Origin of the sequence: Streptomyces sp. Z423-1, assembly GCF_013009255.1 — a bacterium.
Taxonomy (GTDB): Bacteria; Actinomycetota; Actinomycetes; order Streptomycetales; family Streptomycetaceae; genus Streptomyces; species Streptomyces gossypiisoli.
On the sequence record NZ_CP053109.1, the window covers coordinates 1439710 to 1457844 of the forward strand.

Consider the following 18135-nt stretch of genomic DNA (forward strand, 5'->3'; position numbering starts at 1 on the left):
CCGTGCGGCCCGGCCCCACCTGGCCCGGCCGCACAAACCCCCGTCGTTCAACGCTCGTCACGGATGCGTGGCCAGCGGATCGAGAAACGTCAGTACGGAGGCGTCCTCCTCGATCAGCGGCGTGAGGGCGGCGTTGAACGGCGCACCGTACGGGGCATCCAGGTGTGCCTTGAAGGCGTCCTCGTCCCGGTAGACCTCGAAGATCCAGTAGGCGCGCGGGTTGGCCGCCTTGGTGTAGACGTCGAAGGCCAGGTTGCCTTCCTCTTCTCGTACCTTCAGGGCGTAGTCCCGGATCAGGCGGGCGACCTCGTCCTCCGCTCCCTCTCGGGCGGTGAACTCGGCGAGCAGGGTTTTCGTCATGGTTTTGTCTCCTTGTCAGGGGGGTGGAGTCGGGGTGGTGGACGGCGTACGGTCCGTCAGGCGTCGCCGACGGTCGCGAACAGTGCCAACTGGCCGTGCCATGGCGGGTTGGGGCCGGCGACCGAGCACGTCATGGCGGCGACCCGGGTGGCGAACCGGCAGGCTTCCGCGACCTCGTCGAGACCGAGATCGGTCAGCCTGCCGCCGAGGCTGCCGCGGGCCGCGAGGTGGTGCAGCAGCCCGGCGGTGAAGGAGTCGCCCGCCCCCACCGTGTCGGCCACCTTTGTCGTCACCGCGGGCACCCGCAGCCGTTCGCCGTCGAGTGAGGCCAGGGCACCGTCGGCGCCGAGCGTGATCACGACGAGCCGTGCCCCTGCGGCGTGCCAGGTGTCGCATGCCTGCTCCGGCGGGGTGCCCGGCAGGAGCAGCTCCAGGTCGTCCTCACTCAGCCGCAGGATGTCGGCGAGGGCGCACCAGTGGGCCAGCCTGGCGCGGTACACGTCGGGGTGCACCAACAGCGGCCGGACGTTGGGATCGATGCTGACGGTGGCCTGGCGAGAGGCCGTCGCCAGGAACTCCTCCACCACCGCCGCGCCGGGTTCACGGACCAGGGCCAGCGACCCGGTGTGCACACAGGCCGTTTCGGACAGGTCCACCCCCGCCAGCTCCCCCGAGGTCCACTGCCAGTCGGCCGTGTACTGCGCGTGGAATGAGAACGCGGCCTGTCCCTGAGCGTCCAGCTCCGCCACGGCCAGCGTGCTGGGCTCGGCCGCCGCCACGGCGTGCGACAGGTCCACGCCCGACGCCTCCAGGTGAGCCCGGAAGAGGCGGCCGAACACGTCGCCGGACAGACGCGCGAGGAAGCGGGCCGGGGTGCCCAGCCTGGCCAGGGACACGGCCGTGTTCGCGGGTCCGCCGCCCGGGAGCACCCGCAGGGCGAGTTCGTTCCGGGTGCTTGCGGGTTCGGTGAACGCGTCGGCGACGCACTCTCCCAGGACGGTGATCTGATGCGGGCTCATGGGCTGCTCTTCTCTGAGAACGCGCGGGCAGAACGGGCACGTCGCGGGCAGCCGCTGAGCGGTTTCGGGCAGGCGACGGCCACGGGCGTTGCCGATTTGTGACGGGTGGAAGGCATTGACGTTGCCTGGAGGCGGAGTCCATCATCCTCGCCATGCAGTGTCAACGATGACATAAGTCATCGATGACACCTCGGGACGGCATGCCCCGATGCCGGCCGCTCGCCCGCAATCCCGCAGGAGTCGTTCATGTCTCGCATCTCTCGTCTGCCCTCCTCCTTGCTCAGAGCCGCCGCCTGCACGGGTGTCGCAGCCCTCACCCTGACCGCCTGCGGATCCGGATCCGGATCGGGCACGGCGAGCGCCGGATCGGGCAGCGTCAAGGTCGGTCTGATCACCAAGACCGACACCAACCCGTTCTTCGTGAAGATGAAGGAGGGCGCGGAGAAGGCCGCCAAGGAGAACGGTGTCGAACTGTCCACCGCGGCGGGCAAGTTCGACGGGGACAACGCCGGTCAGGTCACCGCCATCGAGAACATGGTCGCCGCCGGCGTGAAGGGCATCCTGATCACCCCGAGCGACTCCAAGGCGATCGTGCCGGCGATCGAGAAGGCCAAGGCCAAGGGCGTCCTCGTCATCGCCCTGGACACCCCGACCGAGCCGGAAGGCGCGGTCGACGCCCTCTTCGCCACCGACAACCTCAAGGCCGGCGAGCTGATCGGCGAGTACGCCAAGGCCGCCATGAAGGGCAAGCCGGCCAAGATAGCCACCCTCGACCTCGCGCCGGGCATCTCCGTGGGCGTCCAGCGGCACAACGGCTTCCTGAAGGGCTTCGGCGTCAAGGAGGGCGACCCGTCCATCGTCTGCTCCCAGGACACCGGCGGCGACCAGGCCAAGGGCCAGACCGCGATGGAGAACTGCCTGCAGAAGTCGCCCGACATCAACGTCGTCTACACCATCAACGAGCCTGCGGCCCTGGGCGCGTACACCGCGCTGAAGGCCAAGGGCCGGGAGAAGGATGTCCTGATCGTCTCCGTCGACGGCGGCTGCACCGGCACCCAGGCCGTCAAGGACGGCAAGATCGCCGCGACTTCGCAGCAGTACCCGCTGAAGATGGCCGCCGAGGGCGTCAAGGCCGTCGCGACGTACGCCAAGGACGGCAAGAAGGCGTCCGGTTACACCGACACCGGCGTCACACTGATCACCGACAAGGCGCAGGACGGGGTCACCTCCAAGGACACCGCCTACGGCCTGGAGAACTGCTGGGGCTGAGCCGCCCCCGACGACCGTACGTTCGCCGCATCTCCCCTCAGCGGGGCGGCCGGCCCCTACTCCCCGACAGGGGACGGCCGCCCCCTCTCTTGCCGTCCGACAAGGACCGACAAGGACCTGAGTCTTCCGACAAGGACCTCGCATGACTGCCACGTCCACGCCACCCTCCACGTCCACGCCGTACGCCGAGCTCAAAGCACCCACAACGGTCCGCAGACTGCTCACGCAACCGACCACCGGCCCACTGGCCGCCCTCCTCCTGGCGTGCGTCTTCTTCTCCGTCTCCACCGAGCAGTTCCTCACCGGTGGGAACTTCTCGCTGATCGTGCAGCAGGTCATGGTCGTCGGCACGCTGGCCATCGGCCAGACGCTGATCATCCTCACCGCGGGCATCGACCTGTCCTGCGGTGCCGTGATGGCGTTCGGCAGCATCATGATCGCCAAGATGGCCGCCGAGGGCACCCTGCCGCCGCTGGTCGCCATCGCGCTGGGCCTGGTCGTCTGCGGCGGCTTCGGCCTGCTCAACGGGGCGCTGGTGCAGAAGATCCCGCTGCCGCCGTTCATCGTCACCCTCGGCATGCTCAACGTGGCGTTCGCACTGACCCACATCTACTCCGAGGAGCAGACGGTCACCAACCTGCCCGGACCGCTGACGGCGCTCGGACAGACCTTCCCGCTCGGCAAGACCGACATCACCTACGGCTCTCTGGTCACCATCGCCCTGTTCCTCCTCTTCGCCTACGCCCTGAGCAGCACCAGCTGGGGCCGGCACGTCTACGCCCTGGGCAACAGCCCGGAAGCGGCGCGGCTGAACGGCATCCGCACCTCCCGGCTGACCATCGGCGTCTACACCGTGGCCGGCCTGCTGTACGGCATGGCCGCCCTGCTGCTCATCTCCCGTACCGGAGTCGGCGACCCGCAGGCGGGGCAGACCGACAACCTCGACAGCATCACGGCCGTGGTGCTCGGCGGCACCAGTCTCTTCGGCGGGCGCGGCTCGGTCCTGGGCACGTTCATCGGCGTCCTGATCGTCGGCGTGTTCCGCAATGGCCTGCAGCTGATGGGCGTCGCCTCGATCTACCAGACTTTGATCACTGGTGTTCTGGTGATCCTCGCGGTGACCGTCGACCAGATCTCCCGGAAGAAGGCCCGATGACCGCCACCAGCTCCCCCACCCCTGTCCTTCAGGCCCGCGGTCTGGTCAAGCGCTACGGCCATGTCACCGCCATCGACGGCGCCGACTTCGACCTGCTGCCCGGCGAGGTCCTCGCGGTCATCGGCGACAACGGCGCCGGCAAGACCAGCCTGATCAAGGCCCTCACCGGCGCACTCGTTCCGGACGCGGGCGAGATACGCCTCAGCGGGGAACCCATCACCTTCTCCGGTCCGCAGAGCGCCCGCGCCCACGGCATCGAAACCGTCTACCAGGACCTCGCCGTCGCGGCCTCCATGGACATCGCCTCCAACATGTTCCTCGGCCGTGAACTGCGCCGCCCCGGCGTCCTCGGCAGTGCCTTCCGCATGCTCGACAAGAAGCGGATGCGTCAGGAGGCCGCCGAGCACATGGCCGATCTGAAGATCGGCCTGCGCTCGCTGACCCAGTCGGTCGAGACCCTCTCCGGCGGACAGCGGCAGGCCGTGGCGGTCGCCCGCGCGGTCGCCTGGGCCCGCAGCGTCGTCGTCATGGACGAACCCACCGCCGCCCTCGGCGTCAAGGAGTCCGGACAGGTCCTCGACCTCATCCGGCGCGTCCGCGACAAGGGCATGCCGGTCGTCCTGATCAGCCACAACATGCCGCACGTCTTCGAGATCGCCGACCGCATCCACGTCCACCGGCTGGGCCGGCGCGCCGCCGTGATCAAGCCCTCCGACTACTCCATGGCGGAGGTCGTCGCCATCATGACCGGCGCGCTGAGCATCGATGAGGCCGGAGATACTGTCGTAGCGGATTCCGAGGCCGCGAAGGCCGCCGGAGTACAGGCCACCTGACAGCACTACCCAGCTCTCGCATGTTCCGGCCGAGGCCGCGGCCGGAACCCGGGAGCACCCAGGAGACGGTTTCCTCCATGGCAGCGAGCCGCCGCCCCACGCTGGCCGACGTCGCCCGAGAGGTCGGTGTCAGCGCCAAGACGGTCTCCCGTGTCCTCAACGAGGACGGACCCGTCTCCGCGCAGACGCGGGAACAGGTACTCGCCGCGGTGGCCAAGCTGGGCTTCCAGCCGAACCTCATGGCCCGCAACATCCGCGTCGGCGGTCCCGACACCACCATCGGACTGGTCATCCCCGACCTCGGCAACCCCTTCTTCGGAGCCGTGGCCCGCGGCATCGAGGACACGGTCCGCGACCGCGGACTGACCCTGCTCATGGGCTCCTCCGCGGACGACCCCGACCGCGAACGCGCCCTGACGGACAAGTTCCTCGCCCGGCGCGTCAGCATCCTGATCGTCGTTCCGTCCGTCGGCGCCGACCACACCCACCTCAAGTCCCACCGCACGGCGGGACTGCCCATCGTCTTCCTCGACCGACCAGGAGTCGGCCTGTCCACGGACAGCATCGTCAGCTCCAACCGTGCGGGGGCCCAAGAGGGCGTCGCCCACCTGATCACCCACGGTCACCGCCGCATCGGATTCGTCGGCGACCTGCCCGTCAAGCTGTACACCCGCCGCGAACGCCTCGCCGGATACCGCGCGGCCCTGCAAGAGGCCGACATCCTCTACAACCGCTCGCTGGTCGCCAGCGCACACGACCAGCAGGGGGCCGAGGCCGCGACCTCCGGGCTCCTCGCACTGCCCGATCCCCCCACGGCCCTGTTCGCCGGCAACAACATCATGGCGCTCGGCATCGTCGCCGAACTCGCCCGCAGCAAGCGCAAGGACGTAGCCGTCGTCGCCTTCGACGATGTCTCCCTCGCCGAGGCACTGGAACCGGCCCTGACCGTCGTCGCCCAGGACCCGGAAGGGATCGGCCGCAGCGCCGCGACGACCGCCTTGGCCCGGCTCGACGGCGACCGCTCCCGGGCTCGCACCATCACCGTTCCCACCCGGCTGATCGTCCGGGGCTCGGGGGAGCAACCGGTGCCCAAGCCGTAGGCGGCTTGCCCCTGTCGGCCGACGAGCCGGGGTCACGCTCAGATGTCCTCGCGGAGCCTCTCGGGAGTCGTAACCAACCCATGTCTCCGATACCTGCGCGGGCGGAGTTCACGCGTGACCCGCTCCGGGCCATCGAAGAACAAGGGGCCGCCGTCCAGATCACGGTGCTGGCGCGTTTGCTCGCGGACCAGGGCGTCGATGCCCCAGCCGCCCCCGATCCAGGTGGGTGTGCAGTCGATCTCCCTGCGCTCCGGCTCCGTGCCGCCGCCGGTGTTCAACGCTCGCTACGGATGCGTGGCCAGCGGATCGAGGAACGTCGGTACGGAGGCCTCTTCCTCGATCAGCGGGGTGAGGGCGGCGTTGAACGGGGCGCCGTACGGGGCGACCAGGTGTGCCTTGAAGGCGTCCTCGTCCCGGTAGACCTCGAAGATCCAGTAGGCGCATGGTTGTTGGTGCAGGTGCAGCAGCAGCTCGGATCCGGCCTTCCCAGCCGGCGCCCCGGCGTCTTCCCCCGACCGGACTCCGCCTGATCCGCCCCGGCACCGCATCCAGCGCGCCGCGGCCACAGCGGCCTCCGCGTACGGCAGCCGACCGCAGGAAATGGTCGGTCGACTGCCAACGGGGTCAAGCCGTTCGGATCAACGCGGGCCGGACAGGACGTGAGCGGTGCTGGGGAGGCTCTTTGTGGTTGCGGACGCGGTCTTCTTCGTCTTCTTCGGGGTGGCGGTGACCACGGCAGCGACATCCTTGCAGTGCTCGGCCTTCTCCGCCGCGGTCATGGGGCGGGAGACCCAGTCGACGACGCCCATCTCCTGCGGGACGGGACCGGTGGCGGTGAAGTCACGGACGTACCAGATGTAGTGCCCCCATTTGCGGTCCTCGTACGTCACCGTGTACTCACCCCCCGCGGTCTGCATCTTGGTGTTCCGGTTGACCCAGCCGACCTCCGCGGCCGGGACGGTGAGGTCCGTCTCGTCGGTGACCCTGGTCTCCCAGCTCCACTCGTGTCCGTAGGTGGTCTTGAAGCTGAGGCTGTACTCCGCCCCGACGGCCGTGTTTCCGATCTTGTAGGTGGCTCCCAGCTCGACGCTGAGCGAGTTCTTGCCGCCGGTCGCGTCCGTCCAGGTCATCTTCTTCACCTGCTCGATGCTGGTGCAGTTGTACGCGCGGGCCACCTCGTGCGCCCCGCCGTAGCTGTAGGTGACGTCGCCCTTGTGCTCGAATTTGCAGGTGGCGATCTTCTTGTCGCAGTCCTCGAAGAGCTGGGCGGCGGTCGGCGCTTCCGCATAGTTCCACTGGATGGAGCTGGTGCGGTTGTCCACCCCGTCCCCGACCGCGAGCTGACCGCCGATCTGCCAGCTGGTCGAGTCGCCCTTCAGCCCGGGGTCGGCGAAGTGCCTGGCCTGGCAGTCGTTGAAGGTCTGGTACGAGCTGATGGCGTCGTTGAACTCGGCGGGCACCTGGTCGACCTGGAAGCCCGGCCCGTCGGGGGTGCACTTGCTGTCGGCGGTGAAGCTCATGGACTTGCCCTTGTGGTCCGCGTCCAGATACTCGGTGCCGATGACGACGGACGACTCCTCATCGTCCCCCTGCTCTGCGGCGGTGCCCGCGACGTCGATCTTCTTCTGGAAGGCCGGGCTGGCGGCGGCTGTGCGGACGTCGAGGGGAGCGTCCTTGACCCGGCCGTCGGTGGCTGCCGCGATGGTCGCCCGGTAGGTCGGGAAGCATCGGACGGGACCGCCGGATATGTCGACGGTGCAGTGTGATCCGGCCGCCTCAGGACCGGGCTCGGCGGTGGTGGCCAACGCGGTGATCGGCACGGTCAGGGCCAGCACGCCGGTGCCCGCCGCCGCGATGATCACGGTCTTCTTGGTACGGCTCTTCATGCGGTGCTTCATCTGCGGTTTGCCTCTTCGGGGCCAGGAGTCGCCGGCCAGCCGCACGAGCAATGACTGGGCCAGTGCTTACGGGCAGGGAGGCTAGTCCAGCGAATCACGAGGCTTCTGGGGCTTGAGGGAGATCTGAGGTGCCTGGTACCAAGTCGGCGAGGCCGTCGCCGAGGTCGAGCCCGGGCCGTCACGACCCGCGCGTTGGGATGCGGGCCCTCCGCGAGGAAAAGCTCCAGCCCCGGCCTGCCGTACGGGACCTTCTCGATGCGTTTGCCCACCGGTTCCAGGCCGTGCCGCTTCGCGTAGTTGACGACGCGCCGCCACTCCGCGACCTCGTCGTCATCGGGATCAGTAATCCGGACGCGCCCTTCGGCGACGAGCCGATCGATCAGCTCCTGCGCCTTCGTCCCGTCGACGGCACCGCCGAGTCCGGCGAGGCACTGGTCGACCAGGCGGCGAACAGCCGACGCCTCCCCCCTGCCGTCGGCCTGAGATTCGCTGCCCCTCCCCGGAACCACCCCCTCAGTCAGGCCCTACTCGCCTCCCCACTCACACATGATCTATCGTTCATATGGCTATGGGTTTCATTTTCATCTAGCCTTGGATTTGGCACGGCACCAGGGGGTGAACGTGGTGTGAGCGACCTGACGACCCAACAGCGGCCCACCCGGCAACGCTCGGCCCTTCTGGCAGCTCTCGCGAACTGTCACGACTTCATCTCCGCGCAGGAGCTGTACGCGCGCATGACTGCCGACGGCACACGGATCGGGCTGACCACCGTCTACCGAGGGCTGCGTGACCTGGAGGCCGCGGACGCGGTCGATGTCATCCAAGCCGGCGCCGGTGAACGGCTTTACAGATGGCGGCCGGGCGACGGCCACCGCCACTACCTGATCTGCCGCGCCTGCGGCAGCAGCCGGCCGGTGGACTCCGAGGTCGTCGAGGAGTGGGCCGGACGGATCGCCTCCGACTCCGGATTCGCGGCAGTGGAGCACACCGTCGAACTCACCGGCGTCTGCGCCGACTGCCAACCCACCACCGCGCGAGGAGAACTGCCGCCATGCCCCTGGGATTCGGGCCGGGAAGCCCCACCACGCCGAGCCCGCACCTGCGCGAGTTGAAGGAGACCGTGCGCACCCTCCTGGACCTCGACGACGACACCGCCGTCATGATCCGCCAACTCGCCTGCACCGAACCGGGCTGCCCGCCCCTGGAGACGGTCGTCGCCGTCCTGCCGATGAACGGGCCGGCCCGCCGCTGGACCCTGCACCAACCCACCGACGAAGTCACCAAGGACGACCTCAAGGCCGCCCTGCTCACCACCGCACCCGAAGGAGCCTGACCCTGATGACGACAACCGAAGCGACCGCGACGGACGCACCGCTCGACGAGCGCGTGCCCGTCACCGTCCTGACCGGCTTCCTCGGCTCGGGCAAGACCACCCTCCTCAACCGCATCCTCACCGAACACCACGGCCTGCGGATCGCCGTCATCGAGAACGAGTTCGGCGAGATCGGCATCGACGACGCCCTCGTCCTCGACGCCGAAGAAGAGATCTTCGAGATGAACAACGGCTGCATCTGCTGCACCGTGCGAGGAGACCTCATCCGCATCCTGGGCGCCCTGATGCGCCGCCGCGAGAAGTTCGACCACATCCTCATCGAGACCACCGGCCTGGCCGACCCCGCCCCCGTCGCTCAGACCTTCTTCATGGACGACGAGATCGCCGCCCAGCTGCGCCTGGACGCCATCATCACCCTCGTCGACGCCGCTCATGTGCTGCAGCACCTCGACGAGGTGAAGCCGGAGGGTGTGGAGAACGAGGCGGTCGAGCAGATCGCCTTCGCCGACCGGATCGTGCTCAACAAGACCGACCTGGCGGACGAAACCACCCTCGCCGAAGTCGAGTCCCGCGTGAAGGCCATCAACGCACCCGTGCAGATCCTGCGCGCCCGCAACGCCGAGGTCGACCTCAAGCAGGTCCTCGACGTCGGCGCCTTCGACCTGGACCGGGTCCTGAAGGACGACCCGTCCTTCCTCACCGAGACCGAGCACCAGCACGACACCACCGTCACCTCGGTCGGCATCGAACTCGACGGCGAGGTCGACGACCGCCGCCTCAACGCCTGGCTCGGCAACCTGCTGCGCACCAAGGGCGCCGACATCTTCCGCTCCAAGGGCATCCTCGCCATCGCCGGTTCGAGCAGGCAGTACGTCTTCCAGGGCGTCCACATGCTGCTCATGGGCGAGGAAGGCGCCCAGTGGCGGACCGACGAGCCGCGTCGCAACCGGCTCGTCTTCATCGGCCGCAACCTCGACCGCGATGAGCTGGAGCGCGGCTTCGCCGACTGCCTGGCCACTGCGGGAGCGGCCGCGTGAGCATCACCGCACCCGACCAGGCCCTGACCGTCGCCTGGGAGATCACCATCGACGACGCCCCCGTCGCGCTCAGCGCCCGCGGCGACCTGGTGGCCGTCGCCGGAGCCGAGGGCACGGTACGCGTGCTCGATGCCGCGATGGGCGCCGAGATGGGCGCGCTCGAGCTGCCCGGAGGCGCCCTGAAGGCCCACGTCTCCCCCAATGCCCGTCACTTGGCGGTCACCGGACCCATGGGGTACGCACTGTGGCGGCGCTCCGACGGCCGCACCGTCGTACGCGAATCCGGCGCCTGGTCCTCCTCCGCCGCCTGGGCCAACGACGAACGGGTGGCCGTCGCCTCCGGACGCACGGCGCTCGTACTCGACACCGACGGCGAGGAGTTGTGGCGTACGGAACCTGCCGCGTCCACCGTCATCGACCTCGCCTGGCTGCGCCGGGGGCGACGGCTGGCCGTGGCCGCGTACGGGGCCGTGCGCGGCCACGAGCGGCACACCACACAGCCCGTCGTCACCTACCCTTACATCGGCTCGCACCTGGCGCTCGCGGTCGCCCCGACCGAGAAGTGGATCTGCAGCGGCAACCAGGACGCCTCCATCCACATTTGGCGCACCAGGGACGGCAGCGAACTGACCATGTCCGGCTACCCGGAGAAGGTCTCCCGCCTCGCCTTCGACGACACGGGCTTCTGGCTGGCCGCCGACGGCGCCCCCGATCTGACGGTCTGGGACTTCTCCGGCAAGGGGCCAGCCGGCACTGCGCCCCGCCAGCTGCGCTGCCATGAGTCCATCACCGCGCTGGCCTGGCGGCCCGGCCCCGCCGGACACCTCGCCAGCGGCGGCCACGACGGCACGGTCGCGCTCTGGTACGCCACCGCCGGACAGCCCGCCAACCGGCTCCGGCCGGTGCGCACGCTGGACGACCTGGACTCGCCCGTCGCCGCGCTGGCCTGGGCCGGACCGCACCTGCTGATCGCCGCGCACCGCGACGGCCGCGTTAGGGCCTACGGACTGCCCTCGCGGACGACGCTGTGAACCGCCGTAAGCCGCCGACCGCCACCTCCACTGCCCGCATGGTGACGATCGGCGGCGCGGCCAACCGTCCGTGCACGCTGGTCGTCTGCCGGGGCTGCTGCTGCGGCAACCCACGCAAGCACCCCGGCACCGACCATGCCTGGCAGCTGGACCGGCTGCGTGCCGCGGCGGCCGAGCACGGCTTCCAGGTCCGTACGACGGACTGCCTCGGCCCCTGCGACCAGGCCAACGTCATCGTCGTCCAGCCCTCCACCGCCGGACGCCGGGCCGGCGGCCGGGCGACCTGGATCGGCTTCGCCATGGACGACGACGTCACCGACGACGTCCTGCGCTGGGCCGCCGACGGCGGTCCCGGGACAGCGCAGCCCCCGGCCACACTGGAACTGCAGTTCATCCGCCCACCGCGCGAGGCCCGGCTCCGTGCACGCCGGTGAGCCGATGCCTCCCGGCGACACCGTGGGCGGCCGCGACATCATCGCGGCCGCCCACCTCGACGAGTCGACCGCCGTCTCCGTGGCCGCCACACTCCAGGCACTGGCCACACCCTCCCGCCTGCTGATCCTCACCGCCCTGCGCCAGTCCGCGTACTCGGTCACCGAACTCGCCACCGCCGTCGGCATGGAGCAATCCGCGGTCTCCCACCAACTGCGACTGCTGCGCGCCCTGGGCCTGGTCACCGGGCGGCGCGACGGTCGCCGTATCGTCTACCGCCTCTACGACGACCACGTGGCACAGCTCCTCGACCAGGCCGTCCACCACATCGAACACTTGCGCCTCGGCGTGCGGGACCCCGGCTGACGATCCGGTCGGCAGTCGCGCCCGGCAGGCTGGAGACAACTTCGCCCACGGCGGGGGCACTTCGAGCCACACATGCGCGAATTGCCATATGTTAATGTGGCCACGCACTGCCTGCGGACAACGAGCCGCAGGGACCCGAAGAGCATCGCCAGGAGCACCACATGACCACCGCCACCGAGCACCGCACGCACGACAACCACACGCACGCCCACGGCGAGGGCTGCGGCCACGTCGCCATCCCGCACGGCGACCACACCGACTACGCACACGACGGCCACCTCCACAGGGCCCACGAGGGCCACGTCGATGAGTGCGCGAGCGCCGGCCACACCACCCACGAGAGCCACGACCACCAGCACGGCGAGGGCTGCGGACATGTGGCCGTGCCGCACGAGGACCACGTGGACTACGTGCACGACGGCCACCGTCACGCCGCACACGACGGCCACTGGGACGACCACTGATCCGGGCCGGCCTTCGCCGACACGAATCCGGACCGGAAATCATTGCCACTTGCTAATATGCGCATGTGGCAATGACTCCCCCCTCGACAACCCCGGCAGACGAACCGCTACGCGCCCTGGAGGCCGCCAGCGACCTGCTGAAGGCGCTGGCCTCCCCGGTCCGTCTCGGCATCGTGCGTGAGCTGTCGGAGGGCGGAAAGTACGTCCACGAACTCGTCGCCACGCTCGGGGTGAGCCAGCCGCTGGTCTCGCAGCACCTGCGGGTCCTGCGCAACTCACGGATCGTGACGACCCGCCGCCAGGCCCGCGAGATCCGGTACCACCTCACCGACGAACACATCGCCCACATCGTCCTGGACGCCATCCGGCACGCACAGGAGTAGTCCGGCGCCGTCACGGCACGACGGCGCCACACTCTTGTTAATGGGATCCATTTTCATATAGCGTCGCAGCACGCGAAGGACTGTGGAGGCAGTCATGACCGAGCGCGACGTACGCCTGGGCACGATCCAGGAAACCCTGCTGATACCGCTGTACGGCCGGGCGGTGGAGACCCGCAAGCAGGAAGCGGTCCTGCGCGACCCCGTCGCCGAGCAGCTCGTCGCGGCGATCGACTACGACTTCGCCCGCTTCGACGGCCTGCCCAGTCTGCTCGGCACGGTCCTGCGCACCAGCCTGTTCGACCGCTGGGTGGCGCACTTCCTCGCGGAACATCCCACCGGCACCGTGGTAGAGATCGGCACCGGCCTCAACACCCGCTACGAACGCGCCGACAACGGCCGGGCCCGCTGGTTCGACCTCGACCTGCCCGACGTGATCGAACTGCGCCGCACCTTCTTCACGGACACGCCACGCCGCACGATGATCGCCGCGTCGGTGACGGACGTGGCATGGGCAGACACCGTCACCGCGCGCTCCGGCGGCCCGTACCTTTTCGCCGCCGAAGCCGTCCTGCCCTACCTCGAGGAGACGGACGCCCGCGACGTCATCGGCCTGCTCGCCGACCGCTTCCCCGGCTCCCTGCTGGCCCTCGACACCTCCGGCCCCGGCCACTTCGACACCCAGGACGAGCACGACGCGCTGAGCAAGGTCGAGGCCCGGATGCAGTGGAACTGTGCCGATCCGGCGCAGCTCGCCGAGTGGCGACCGGGGGTCGAAGTACTGGCCACCCACACATTGAGCAACCTCCCCGCCCCGATGTACGACGAACTCCCGGCCCCTGTCCAGGACATGCTCAGCGGCCTGGCCGCCCAGCGACTTCCCCGGGTCGAGGACTACCGACTGAACCTGGTGCGACTGCCCTGACAACCGCACGCCCGCGCCAACGCCCATCGTCGCTGCGGATCGACACCGCTCAGCAGCGGATTCCGCATCGCCCCAGGCCGGCTTCTACGGGCGGGCAGCAAGCCGTGCCTGGTACCGGTCGTGCCACAACACACCGACTTCAGCGACACCGCCGTCGGCGTCGGGTCAGGCCCGGCCACCGAAGGCGAGGCGGTTGTCGGGAGTGAGGCGGATGTAGTGGCCGATGTTCTCGACGTTCCGCGCGATCAGGTTGTCGTCGGTGTCGGGAGATGATGGCGATGTCGTACTTGGCAGGCCGTGCAGGCGCATGGCGTTGCGCAGGCTGGAGTGCAGGATCGGCTGCGGGCCGCACCGCTGGAGGAGCGGCGGATCCGCTGACCCAGGGGCTCGGCCGGCCCCGTGGGTGTCCCTCAGTTGAGGTGGGCGGCCTGCCGCGGAGCAGGCGCCGCGCGCAGGGTGTCGGGCAGCGTGCCGTCGTCCGGCAATCCGGCCCGCAACCACGCCCCGACCGCCGCGGCCTCGGCCTCGGTGACGATCGGGCCGAGGCGTACGACGGCTCCCGTGGGCCTGCGATCCGCCGCGCACGGCTGCACGGCAGCGTGGACGCCGCGCCGCCGGCGGCAGTGCAGGAACCGTTCCAGACAGCCGGTGGAGACCATGATCCCCTGGCGGCAGCTCCGCACGGCTCGGCGCAACCCCTCCATCACCTCCTCGTCGGCGGCATCGCAGGAGGCGCAGACGACGAGGGTGAAGGGCTGGTCCCGGCGGCCTCGTGCGGTGTCACTCATGCACAGGCTCCTTCCGTGCGGTCAGGTGGTCGAGGAGGGACGCCAGGCGGGCGGGCTGCTCGTACATCGCCAAGTGGCCGCAGTCGAGGTCGGTGATGTCGGTGTCGCCGAGATGGGTGATCTGGCGTTGCTGAGCGGTGAGGGGCAGCGCTCTGTCGCGGCGCAGGCGGATGTAGGTGCGCGGGACGGCGGGCAGGCCGGTGCGGGACACCGGTTCGAGAAGGGCTCCCGCGGCGTCGTCCACCAGGTGGGACAGGACGTGCTCGGCCGTGCTGGGCGGCAGGTCACGGCAGTAGCTCCAGCGGGCCAGGACGCGCGGCGGACGCGGCGACAGGCCGGAGCGCAGGCGCCTGCGCATCGCCGCGCGGATGAGGGGCGGGAAGCCGTCGAGGGCGGAGGTGCCCTCGCGCGGCACGGTGGCGGAGAGGAACACCAGGCGGCGGATCCGGTGCGGGAGCAGCGAGGCGACCTGAGGGATGACGACGCCTGCCAGCGAGTGGCCGACCAGGACGACGTGGTCGAGTCCGGCCGCGTCGATGTCGTCCGCCACCGCTCGTGCCAGGTCGCCGATGGTCAGCGTGGTGAGATCCGCCGGCCTGCCGGCGCGGCCGGGGAGGTCGGGGGTCAGGCATGTGGCGGACAGGTGGGGCAGGACCGGCTTCCAGCAGGCGCCGGTGAACCAGCCGCCGTGGACGAGGACCAGGGCCGCGTGGCCCTGGCCGCTCACCGCGGCTCCACGGGAGGCGTGCCAGGGCTCAGGCGGAGGTGCGGGGCCACACTGCGGAGCTTCTCGCAGGTCTCCTCCCACTCGCGTTCGGGAGTCGACTGCCCCATGATGCCGGCGCCTGCCCGCAGCCAAGTGCGGCCGTCGCGCTGGAAGACCGTGCGCAGGACGAGCGCCGCGTCGAGGGAGCCGTCGGCGTCGGCGGTCAACACAGCCCCGGCGTACAGCCCTCGGGGCTCGGCCTCGTACCGGCTGATGGTGCGCAGTGCCTCCGGTTTCGGGCAGCCGGTCGCAGTGATCGCGGGGAACAGCGCCGCGAACGCGTCCCAGGGGCCCCGGTCGTCGGAAAGGCGTCCGGTGGCGCGCGAGGCGAGGTGCTGCACCGAGCCGCGTTCCCGCACCGTCATGAACTCCTCGACGACGACCGTGTCCTGACCGCAGATCGCGGTCAGCTCGTCGACGGCGAGGCGTACGGAGAGGGCGTGTTCGTGGATCTCCTTGGGGTCGCCGAGCAGGTCGGCCCGCAACCGCGCGGTCTCCTCGGCGCGCGTGCCGAGGGCGCGGGTGCCGGCGAGCGGCTGGGTGGACACGCGGCGGCTGCCCGCCTCGACCTCGACGACGGTCTCCGGACTGAAGCCCGCCGCCCGCCAGCCGCCCAGGTCCAGCAGGAAGGACCGGGCGGGAGTGTTGGCCCGGCGGCCCGCCAGGTAGGTGGCGGTCAGGTCGGCGGTCGGGTGCGCGGGCGGCGGCAACGGGCGGGAGAGGACGGCCTTTTGGAGGAGCCCGGCCCGGATGTCGGCCACCGTGCGGGCGACGGCGTGCCGGTAGGGGCCCGGATCGGCCCCCCGCACCAGGTCCTCCGCGTCGGTGAGCCCCTCCCCCGCCGATCCGCCGGGGCCGGCCAGGGCCTTGGTGATGAGAGGTACGTGTTCCGGTTCGGCCGTCCGTATCCGTGCCTTGCCCGGGGCGAGGGTGACCTCTGTGGTCGGCAGCATGAGGTGGAGCACCGGGTCAGGCCCCGTCTCGCCCGTGTCGGTGTGCAGCAGATGGGCCAGTTCGAAGCCGGCCTGCCCGGGCGGCTGGCGGAGCGCGCGCCGGGCTGCCGGTTCGTGGCGCTGGGCGGTACGACGGAGACGGCGATCCACTCCACGGTGTGCGAGGTGACCGGCGCCGCGGTGCCCGAGGACTGGGCAGCGGTCCCGTACGGCACACCGCTGCGCAATGTGCGGTGCCGGGTCGTCGACGCCCGGGGCCGGGACTGCCCGGACTGGGTGCCGGGTGAGTTGTGGATCGGTGGGGCGGGGGTGGCCGACGGCTATCTCGGCGATCCGGAGCGCACCGCCGACCGGTTCGTCCGGCACGAGGGGCTGCGCTGGTACCGCACCGGAGACCTCGCCCGCTACCGGCCCGGCGGCACCGTCGAGTTCCTCGGCCGGGCCGACTCCCAGGTGAAGCTGCGCGGCCACCGAGTGGAACTGGGCGAGGTGGAGGCGGCGCTGGAGCGGGCGCCGGGGGCCGGACGTGCTGTGGCGGCGGTCGTCGGGGGCGCGGACGGGGCGTCGCGGGCGCTCGTGGCGGCGTACGCGCCCGCGCTCGGCAACGGGTCACAGCGGAACGACGAGATCAGTCCTCAGGTCGTGGCGGGGCGGCCGGACCCGCTGGAGACCGAGGTCGTCGCGTACGCCATCGGCCGGATCCTGGACGGCGAGCCGCGCCCGGCCGAGCACATGCACGGCCTCGTGGACCTGTGGCGGGACTGGATGCGCCGGCATGCCAGGCCGGGCGAGGTGGAGCGCCTCGCCGAACGGGTCGTCGGGACCCGCCTCGAACCCGTGCTCGCCCGACTGACCGAGCGGCTGCCGGACCTGCGAGCCATGCTCACCGGCGAACGCGATCCGCTCGAACTCCTCGACGACCCCGTTCTCGCACCGGAGGCGGCGCTCGACGCGCTGCCCGCCAGCGGGGCGGCCGCCGGGGACTGTGCGGCGGCGCTGCGCGCCCTCGCCGCAGAGCCCGGCCGGGATGTGCTGCGGGTCGCGGTCCTCGGGGCGCGCGGCGGGCTGGGTGTTCTGCGTGTGGCAGAGCAACTACCCGTCGATTCCGTGCGGTTGACACTGCTCGACACTTCTGCCGGGCTTCTGGAGCGAGCGAGCGAACGGCTGGCGGGCCTGCCGCACGATGTGCGGTGCCAGGCGCTGCCGGACGGTGTGCTGCCCGAGGGGCTGCCCGGCGCGTTCGACGCCGTACTCGCGTTCGGCGCCCTGCACGCCTTCGACGACCCGGCCGCCGGAGTCGCCCAGGCGGCGGCCCTGCTGGCTCCCGGTGGCGTCCTGCTCGCGGTGGAGCAGGGTGGTCTGCCGCCGCTGGGGCTCATCTGCGCCGCGCTGCCCACACGGGGCTTCGCGAACACGGACCCGGCCCGCCGGGCGGCCGGCAGCCCGCTGCTGCCGCCCTCGGCCTGGGAGCAGTTGCTGTGCGCCCACGGCTTCGCGCGCGCCGACACGGCCGTACGGGACCAGGAGCCCGCGCTGCTCATCCGCGCGGTGCGCGATCCGGACGCGGGCCCCTGCGACACCGACGGCATACGGGCTTTCGCCGCCGGCCAGGTGCCGTCGTACATGGTCCCCGACCGGCTGGTCCTGCTGCCGGTCATGCCGCTCACCGCGAACGGCAAGGTCGACCGGCGTGCGGTGCGCGAACTCCTCGCCCGGCACGTCGCGTCCGCACGGGACCGCGTACGGCGGGGCACACCGCCCCGACCGGGTGTGGAGGAACTGGTCGCCGAGGTGTGGCGGGACCTGCTCGGCGCCCGGAGCGTGCACCGTGAGGACGACTTCTTCGCGCTCGGCGGGGACAGCCTGCTCGCCACGCGGATGCTGCACCGGCTCGGCGAGCGAGGGGTGCCCGGCGCCCGCATCGCCGACCTGTTCACCAGCCCCGTGCTGAAGGACTACGCCGCCACGCTCAGCATGGACGCCGCGCAGCCCGCCACGCCTGCCCTCGTGCCGGACCCGGAGCAC

At 70.6% G+C, this 18135-nt stretch carries 22 protein-coding genes and 2 pseudogenes; 15 read left to right on the forward strand and 9 right to left on the reverse strand.

What is annotated here, in order from left to right; genetic code table 11:
- Positions 1-57: 57 nt before the first annotated feature.
- Both HJD23_RS06705 and HJD23_RS06710 read right to left on the reverse strand, forming a co-directional pair.
- Entirely contained in the window at positions 58-360 is a 303-nt protein-coding gene (locus HJD23_RS06705; RefSeq protein WP_171115850.1) for a putative quinol monooxygenase, read from the reverse strand.
- 56 nt (positions 361-416) lie between these two features.
- Positions 417-1379, reverse strand: coding sequence for a carbohydrate kinase (locus HJD23_RS06710; RefSeq protein WP_171115848.1), 963 nt, complete (start codon positions 1377-1379; stop codon positions 417-419).
- Positions 1380-1625: 246 nt separating this feature from the next.
- Here HJD23_RS06710 and HJD23_RS06715 point away from each other — a divergent pair, with 246 nt between their 5' ends.
- The 4 genes from HJD23_RS06715 (at position 1626) to HJD23_RS06730 (ending at position 5737) form a co-directional block, all read left to right on the forward strand.
- Positions 1626-2648 (forward strand): sugar ABC transporter substrate-binding protein, encoded by a 1023-nt coding sequence (locus HJD23_RS06715; protein WP_171115846.1) that lies wholly within the window; start codon positions 1626-1628, stop codon positions 2646-2648.
- 142 nt (positions 2649-2790) lie between these two features.
- Positions 2791-3804 carry an ABC transporter permease gene (locus HJD23_RS06720; RefSeq protein ID WP_171115844.1) on the forward strand — a complete coding sequence of 338 codons (1014 nt, stop codon included), beginning with the start codon at positions 2791-2793 and terminating at the stop codon, positions 3802-3804.
- Entirely contained in the window at positions 3801-4637 is an 837-nt protein-coding gene (locus tag HJD23_RS06725) for an ATP-binding cassette domain-containing protein (protein ID WP_171115841.1), read from the forward strand. The genes HJD23_RS06720 and HJD23_RS06725 overlap by 4 nt, the downstream gene beginning before the upstream one ends.
- A 77-nt stretch (positions 4638-4714) precedes the next feature.
- The gene (locus HJD23_RS06730; RefSeq protein WP_171115840.1) at positions 4715-5737 is read left to right on the forward strand and encodes a LacI family DNA-binding transcriptional regulator; all 1023 of its coding nucleotides are present in this window, start codon (positions 4715-4717) and stop codon (positions 5735-5737) included.
- 38 nt (positions 5738-5775) lie between these two features.
- On the opposite strand, the gene HJD23_RS43555 is transcribed toward HJD23_RS06730, so the two are convergent.
- The 3 genes from HJD23_RS43555 to HJD23_RS06745 all read right to left on the reverse strand — a co-directional run bounded on the left by HJD23_RS43555 (position 5776) and on the right by HJD23_RS06745 (position 7623).
- Positions 5776-6015, reverse strand: a complete 240-nt coding sequence (locus tag HJD23_RS43555; RefSeq protein ID WP_232107562.1) for a hypothetical protein — start codon at positions 6013-6015, stop codon at positions 5776-5778.
- A 6-nt stretch (positions 6016-6021) separates the two neighbouring features.
- Positions 6022-6303, reverse strand: a complete 282-nt coding sequence (locus HJD23_RS43560) for a hypothetical protein (RefSeq protein ID WP_240980651.1) — start codon at positions 6301-6303, stop codon at positions 6022-6024.
- 72 nt (positions 6304-6375) lie between these two features.
- Positions 6376-7623: a hypothetical protein gene (locus tag HJD23_RS06745; RefSeq protein WP_171115838.1), complete on the reverse strand. Its 1248-nt coding sequence runs from the start codon at positions 7621-7623 to the stop codon at positions 6376-6378.
- A gap of 638 nt (positions 7624-8261) precedes the next feature.
- Here HJD23_RS06745 and HJD23_RS06750 point away from each other — a divergent pair.
- The 9 genes from HJD23_RS06750 (at position 8262) to HJD23_RS06790 (ending at position 13603) form a co-directional block, all read left to right on the forward strand.
- The gene (locus HJD23_RS06750) at positions 8262-8747 is read left to right on the forward strand and encodes a Fur family transcriptional regulator (RefSeq protein WP_240980652.1); all 486 of its coding nucleotides are present in this window, start codon (positions 8262-8264) and stop codon (positions 8745-8747) included.
- An 8-nt stretch (positions 8748-8755) separates the two neighbouring features.
- The gene (locus HJD23_RS06755; protein WP_240980653.1) at positions 8756-8968 is read left to right on the forward strand and encodes a hypothetical protein; all 213 of its coding nucleotides are present in this window, start codon (positions 8756-8758) and stop codon (positions 8966-8968) included.
- A gap of 5 nt (positions 8969-8973) precedes the next feature.
- Positions 8974-10005 (forward strand): GTP-binding protein, encoded by a 1032-nt coding sequence (locus HJD23_RS06760; RefSeq protein ID WP_171115833.1) that lies wholly within the window; start codon positions 8974-8976, stop codon positions 10003-10005.
- The gene (locus tag HJD23_RS06765) at positions 10002-11036 is read left to right on the forward strand and encodes a hypothetical protein (RefSeq protein WP_171115831.1); all 1035 of its coding nucleotides are present in this window, start codon (positions 10002-10004) and stop codon (positions 11034-11036) included. Before HJD23_RS06760 ends, HJD23_RS06765 begins: the two co-directional genes overlap by 4 nt.
- Positions 11037-11074: 38 nt before the next feature.
- Complete coding sequence (locus HJD23_RS06770) at positions 11075-11470, forward strand: (2Fe-2S) ferredoxin domain-containing protein (RefSeq protein ID WP_171134141.1); 396 nt, start codon at positions 11075-11077, stop codon at positions 11468-11470.
- A gap of 4 nt (positions 11471-11474) precedes the next feature.
- Positions 11475-11834, forward strand: a complete 360-nt coding sequence (locus tag HJD23_RS06775; protein WP_171133997.1) for a metalloregulator ArsR/SmtB family transcription factor — start codon at positions 11475-11477, stop codon at positions 11832-11834.
- A 161-nt stretch (positions 11835-11995) separates the two neighbouring features.
- Positions 11996-12298, forward strand: coding sequence for a hypothetical protein (locus tag HJD23_RS06780; protein ID WP_171116722.1), 303 nt, complete (start codon positions 11996-11998; stop codon positions 12296-12298).
- A 71-nt stretch (positions 12299-12369) separates the two neighbouring features.
- The gene (locus HJD23_RS06785; protein WP_171119035.1) at positions 12370-12681 is read left to right on the forward strand and encodes a metalloregulator ArsR/SmtB family transcription factor; all 312 of its coding nucleotides are present in this window, start codon (positions 12370-12372) and stop codon (positions 12679-12681) included.
- Positions 12682-12775: 94 nt separating this feature from the next.
- Positions 12776-13603, forward strand: a complete 828-nt coding sequence (locus tag HJD23_RS06790) for a class I SAM-dependent methyltransferase (RefSeq protein ID WP_171116725.1) — start codon at positions 12776-12778, stop codon at positions 13601-13603.
- A gap of 165 nt (positions 13604-13768) precedes the next feature.
- Here HJD23_RS06790 and HJD23_RS43565 read toward each other — a convergent pair whose 3' ends face one another.
- From HJD23_RS43565 to HJD23_RS06810, 4 genes are all read right to left on the reverse strand, one after another.
- A complete protein-coding gene (locus HJD23_RS43565; protein ID WP_232107563.1) occupies positions 13769-13912 on the reverse strand; it encodes a hypothetical protein in 144 nt (47 codons plus the stop codon).
- A 101-nt stretch (positions 13913-14013) separates the two neighbouring features.
- Positions 14014-14391 (reverse strand): hypothetical protein, encoded by a 378-nt coding sequence (locus tag HJD23_RS06800; RefSeq protein WP_171116727.1) that lies wholly within the window; start codon positions 14389-14391, stop codon positions 14014-14016.
- Positions 14384-15118: an alpha/beta fold hydrolase gene (locus HJD23_RS06805; protein WP_171116729.1), complete on the reverse strand. Its 735-nt coding sequence runs from the start codon at positions 15116-15118 to the stop codon at positions 14384-14386. Before HJD23_RS06805 ends, HJD23_RS06800 begins: the two co-directional genes overlap by 8 nt.
- A complete protein-coding gene (locus tag HJD23_RS06810; protein WP_346770301.1) occupies positions 15115-16260 on the reverse strand; it encodes a salicylate synthase in 1146 nt (381 codons plus the stop codon). Before HJD23_RS06810 ends, HJD23_RS06805 begins: the two co-directional genes overlap by 4 nt.
- On the opposite strand from HJD23_RS06810, the pseudogene HJD23_RS43570 reads away from it, so the two are divergent.
- Positions 16210-16617, forward strand: a pseudogene (locus HJD23_RS43570) (AMP-binding protein); the annotation flags it as partial. The gene HJD23_RS06810 and the pseudogene HJD23_RS43570 overlap by 51 nt on opposite strands.
- A gap of 24 nt (positions 16618-16641) precedes the next feature.
- Positions 16642-18066, forward strand: a pseudogene (locus HJD23_RS43575) (methyltransferase); the annotation flags it as partial.
- Positions 18067-18135: the final 69 nt, after the last annotated feature.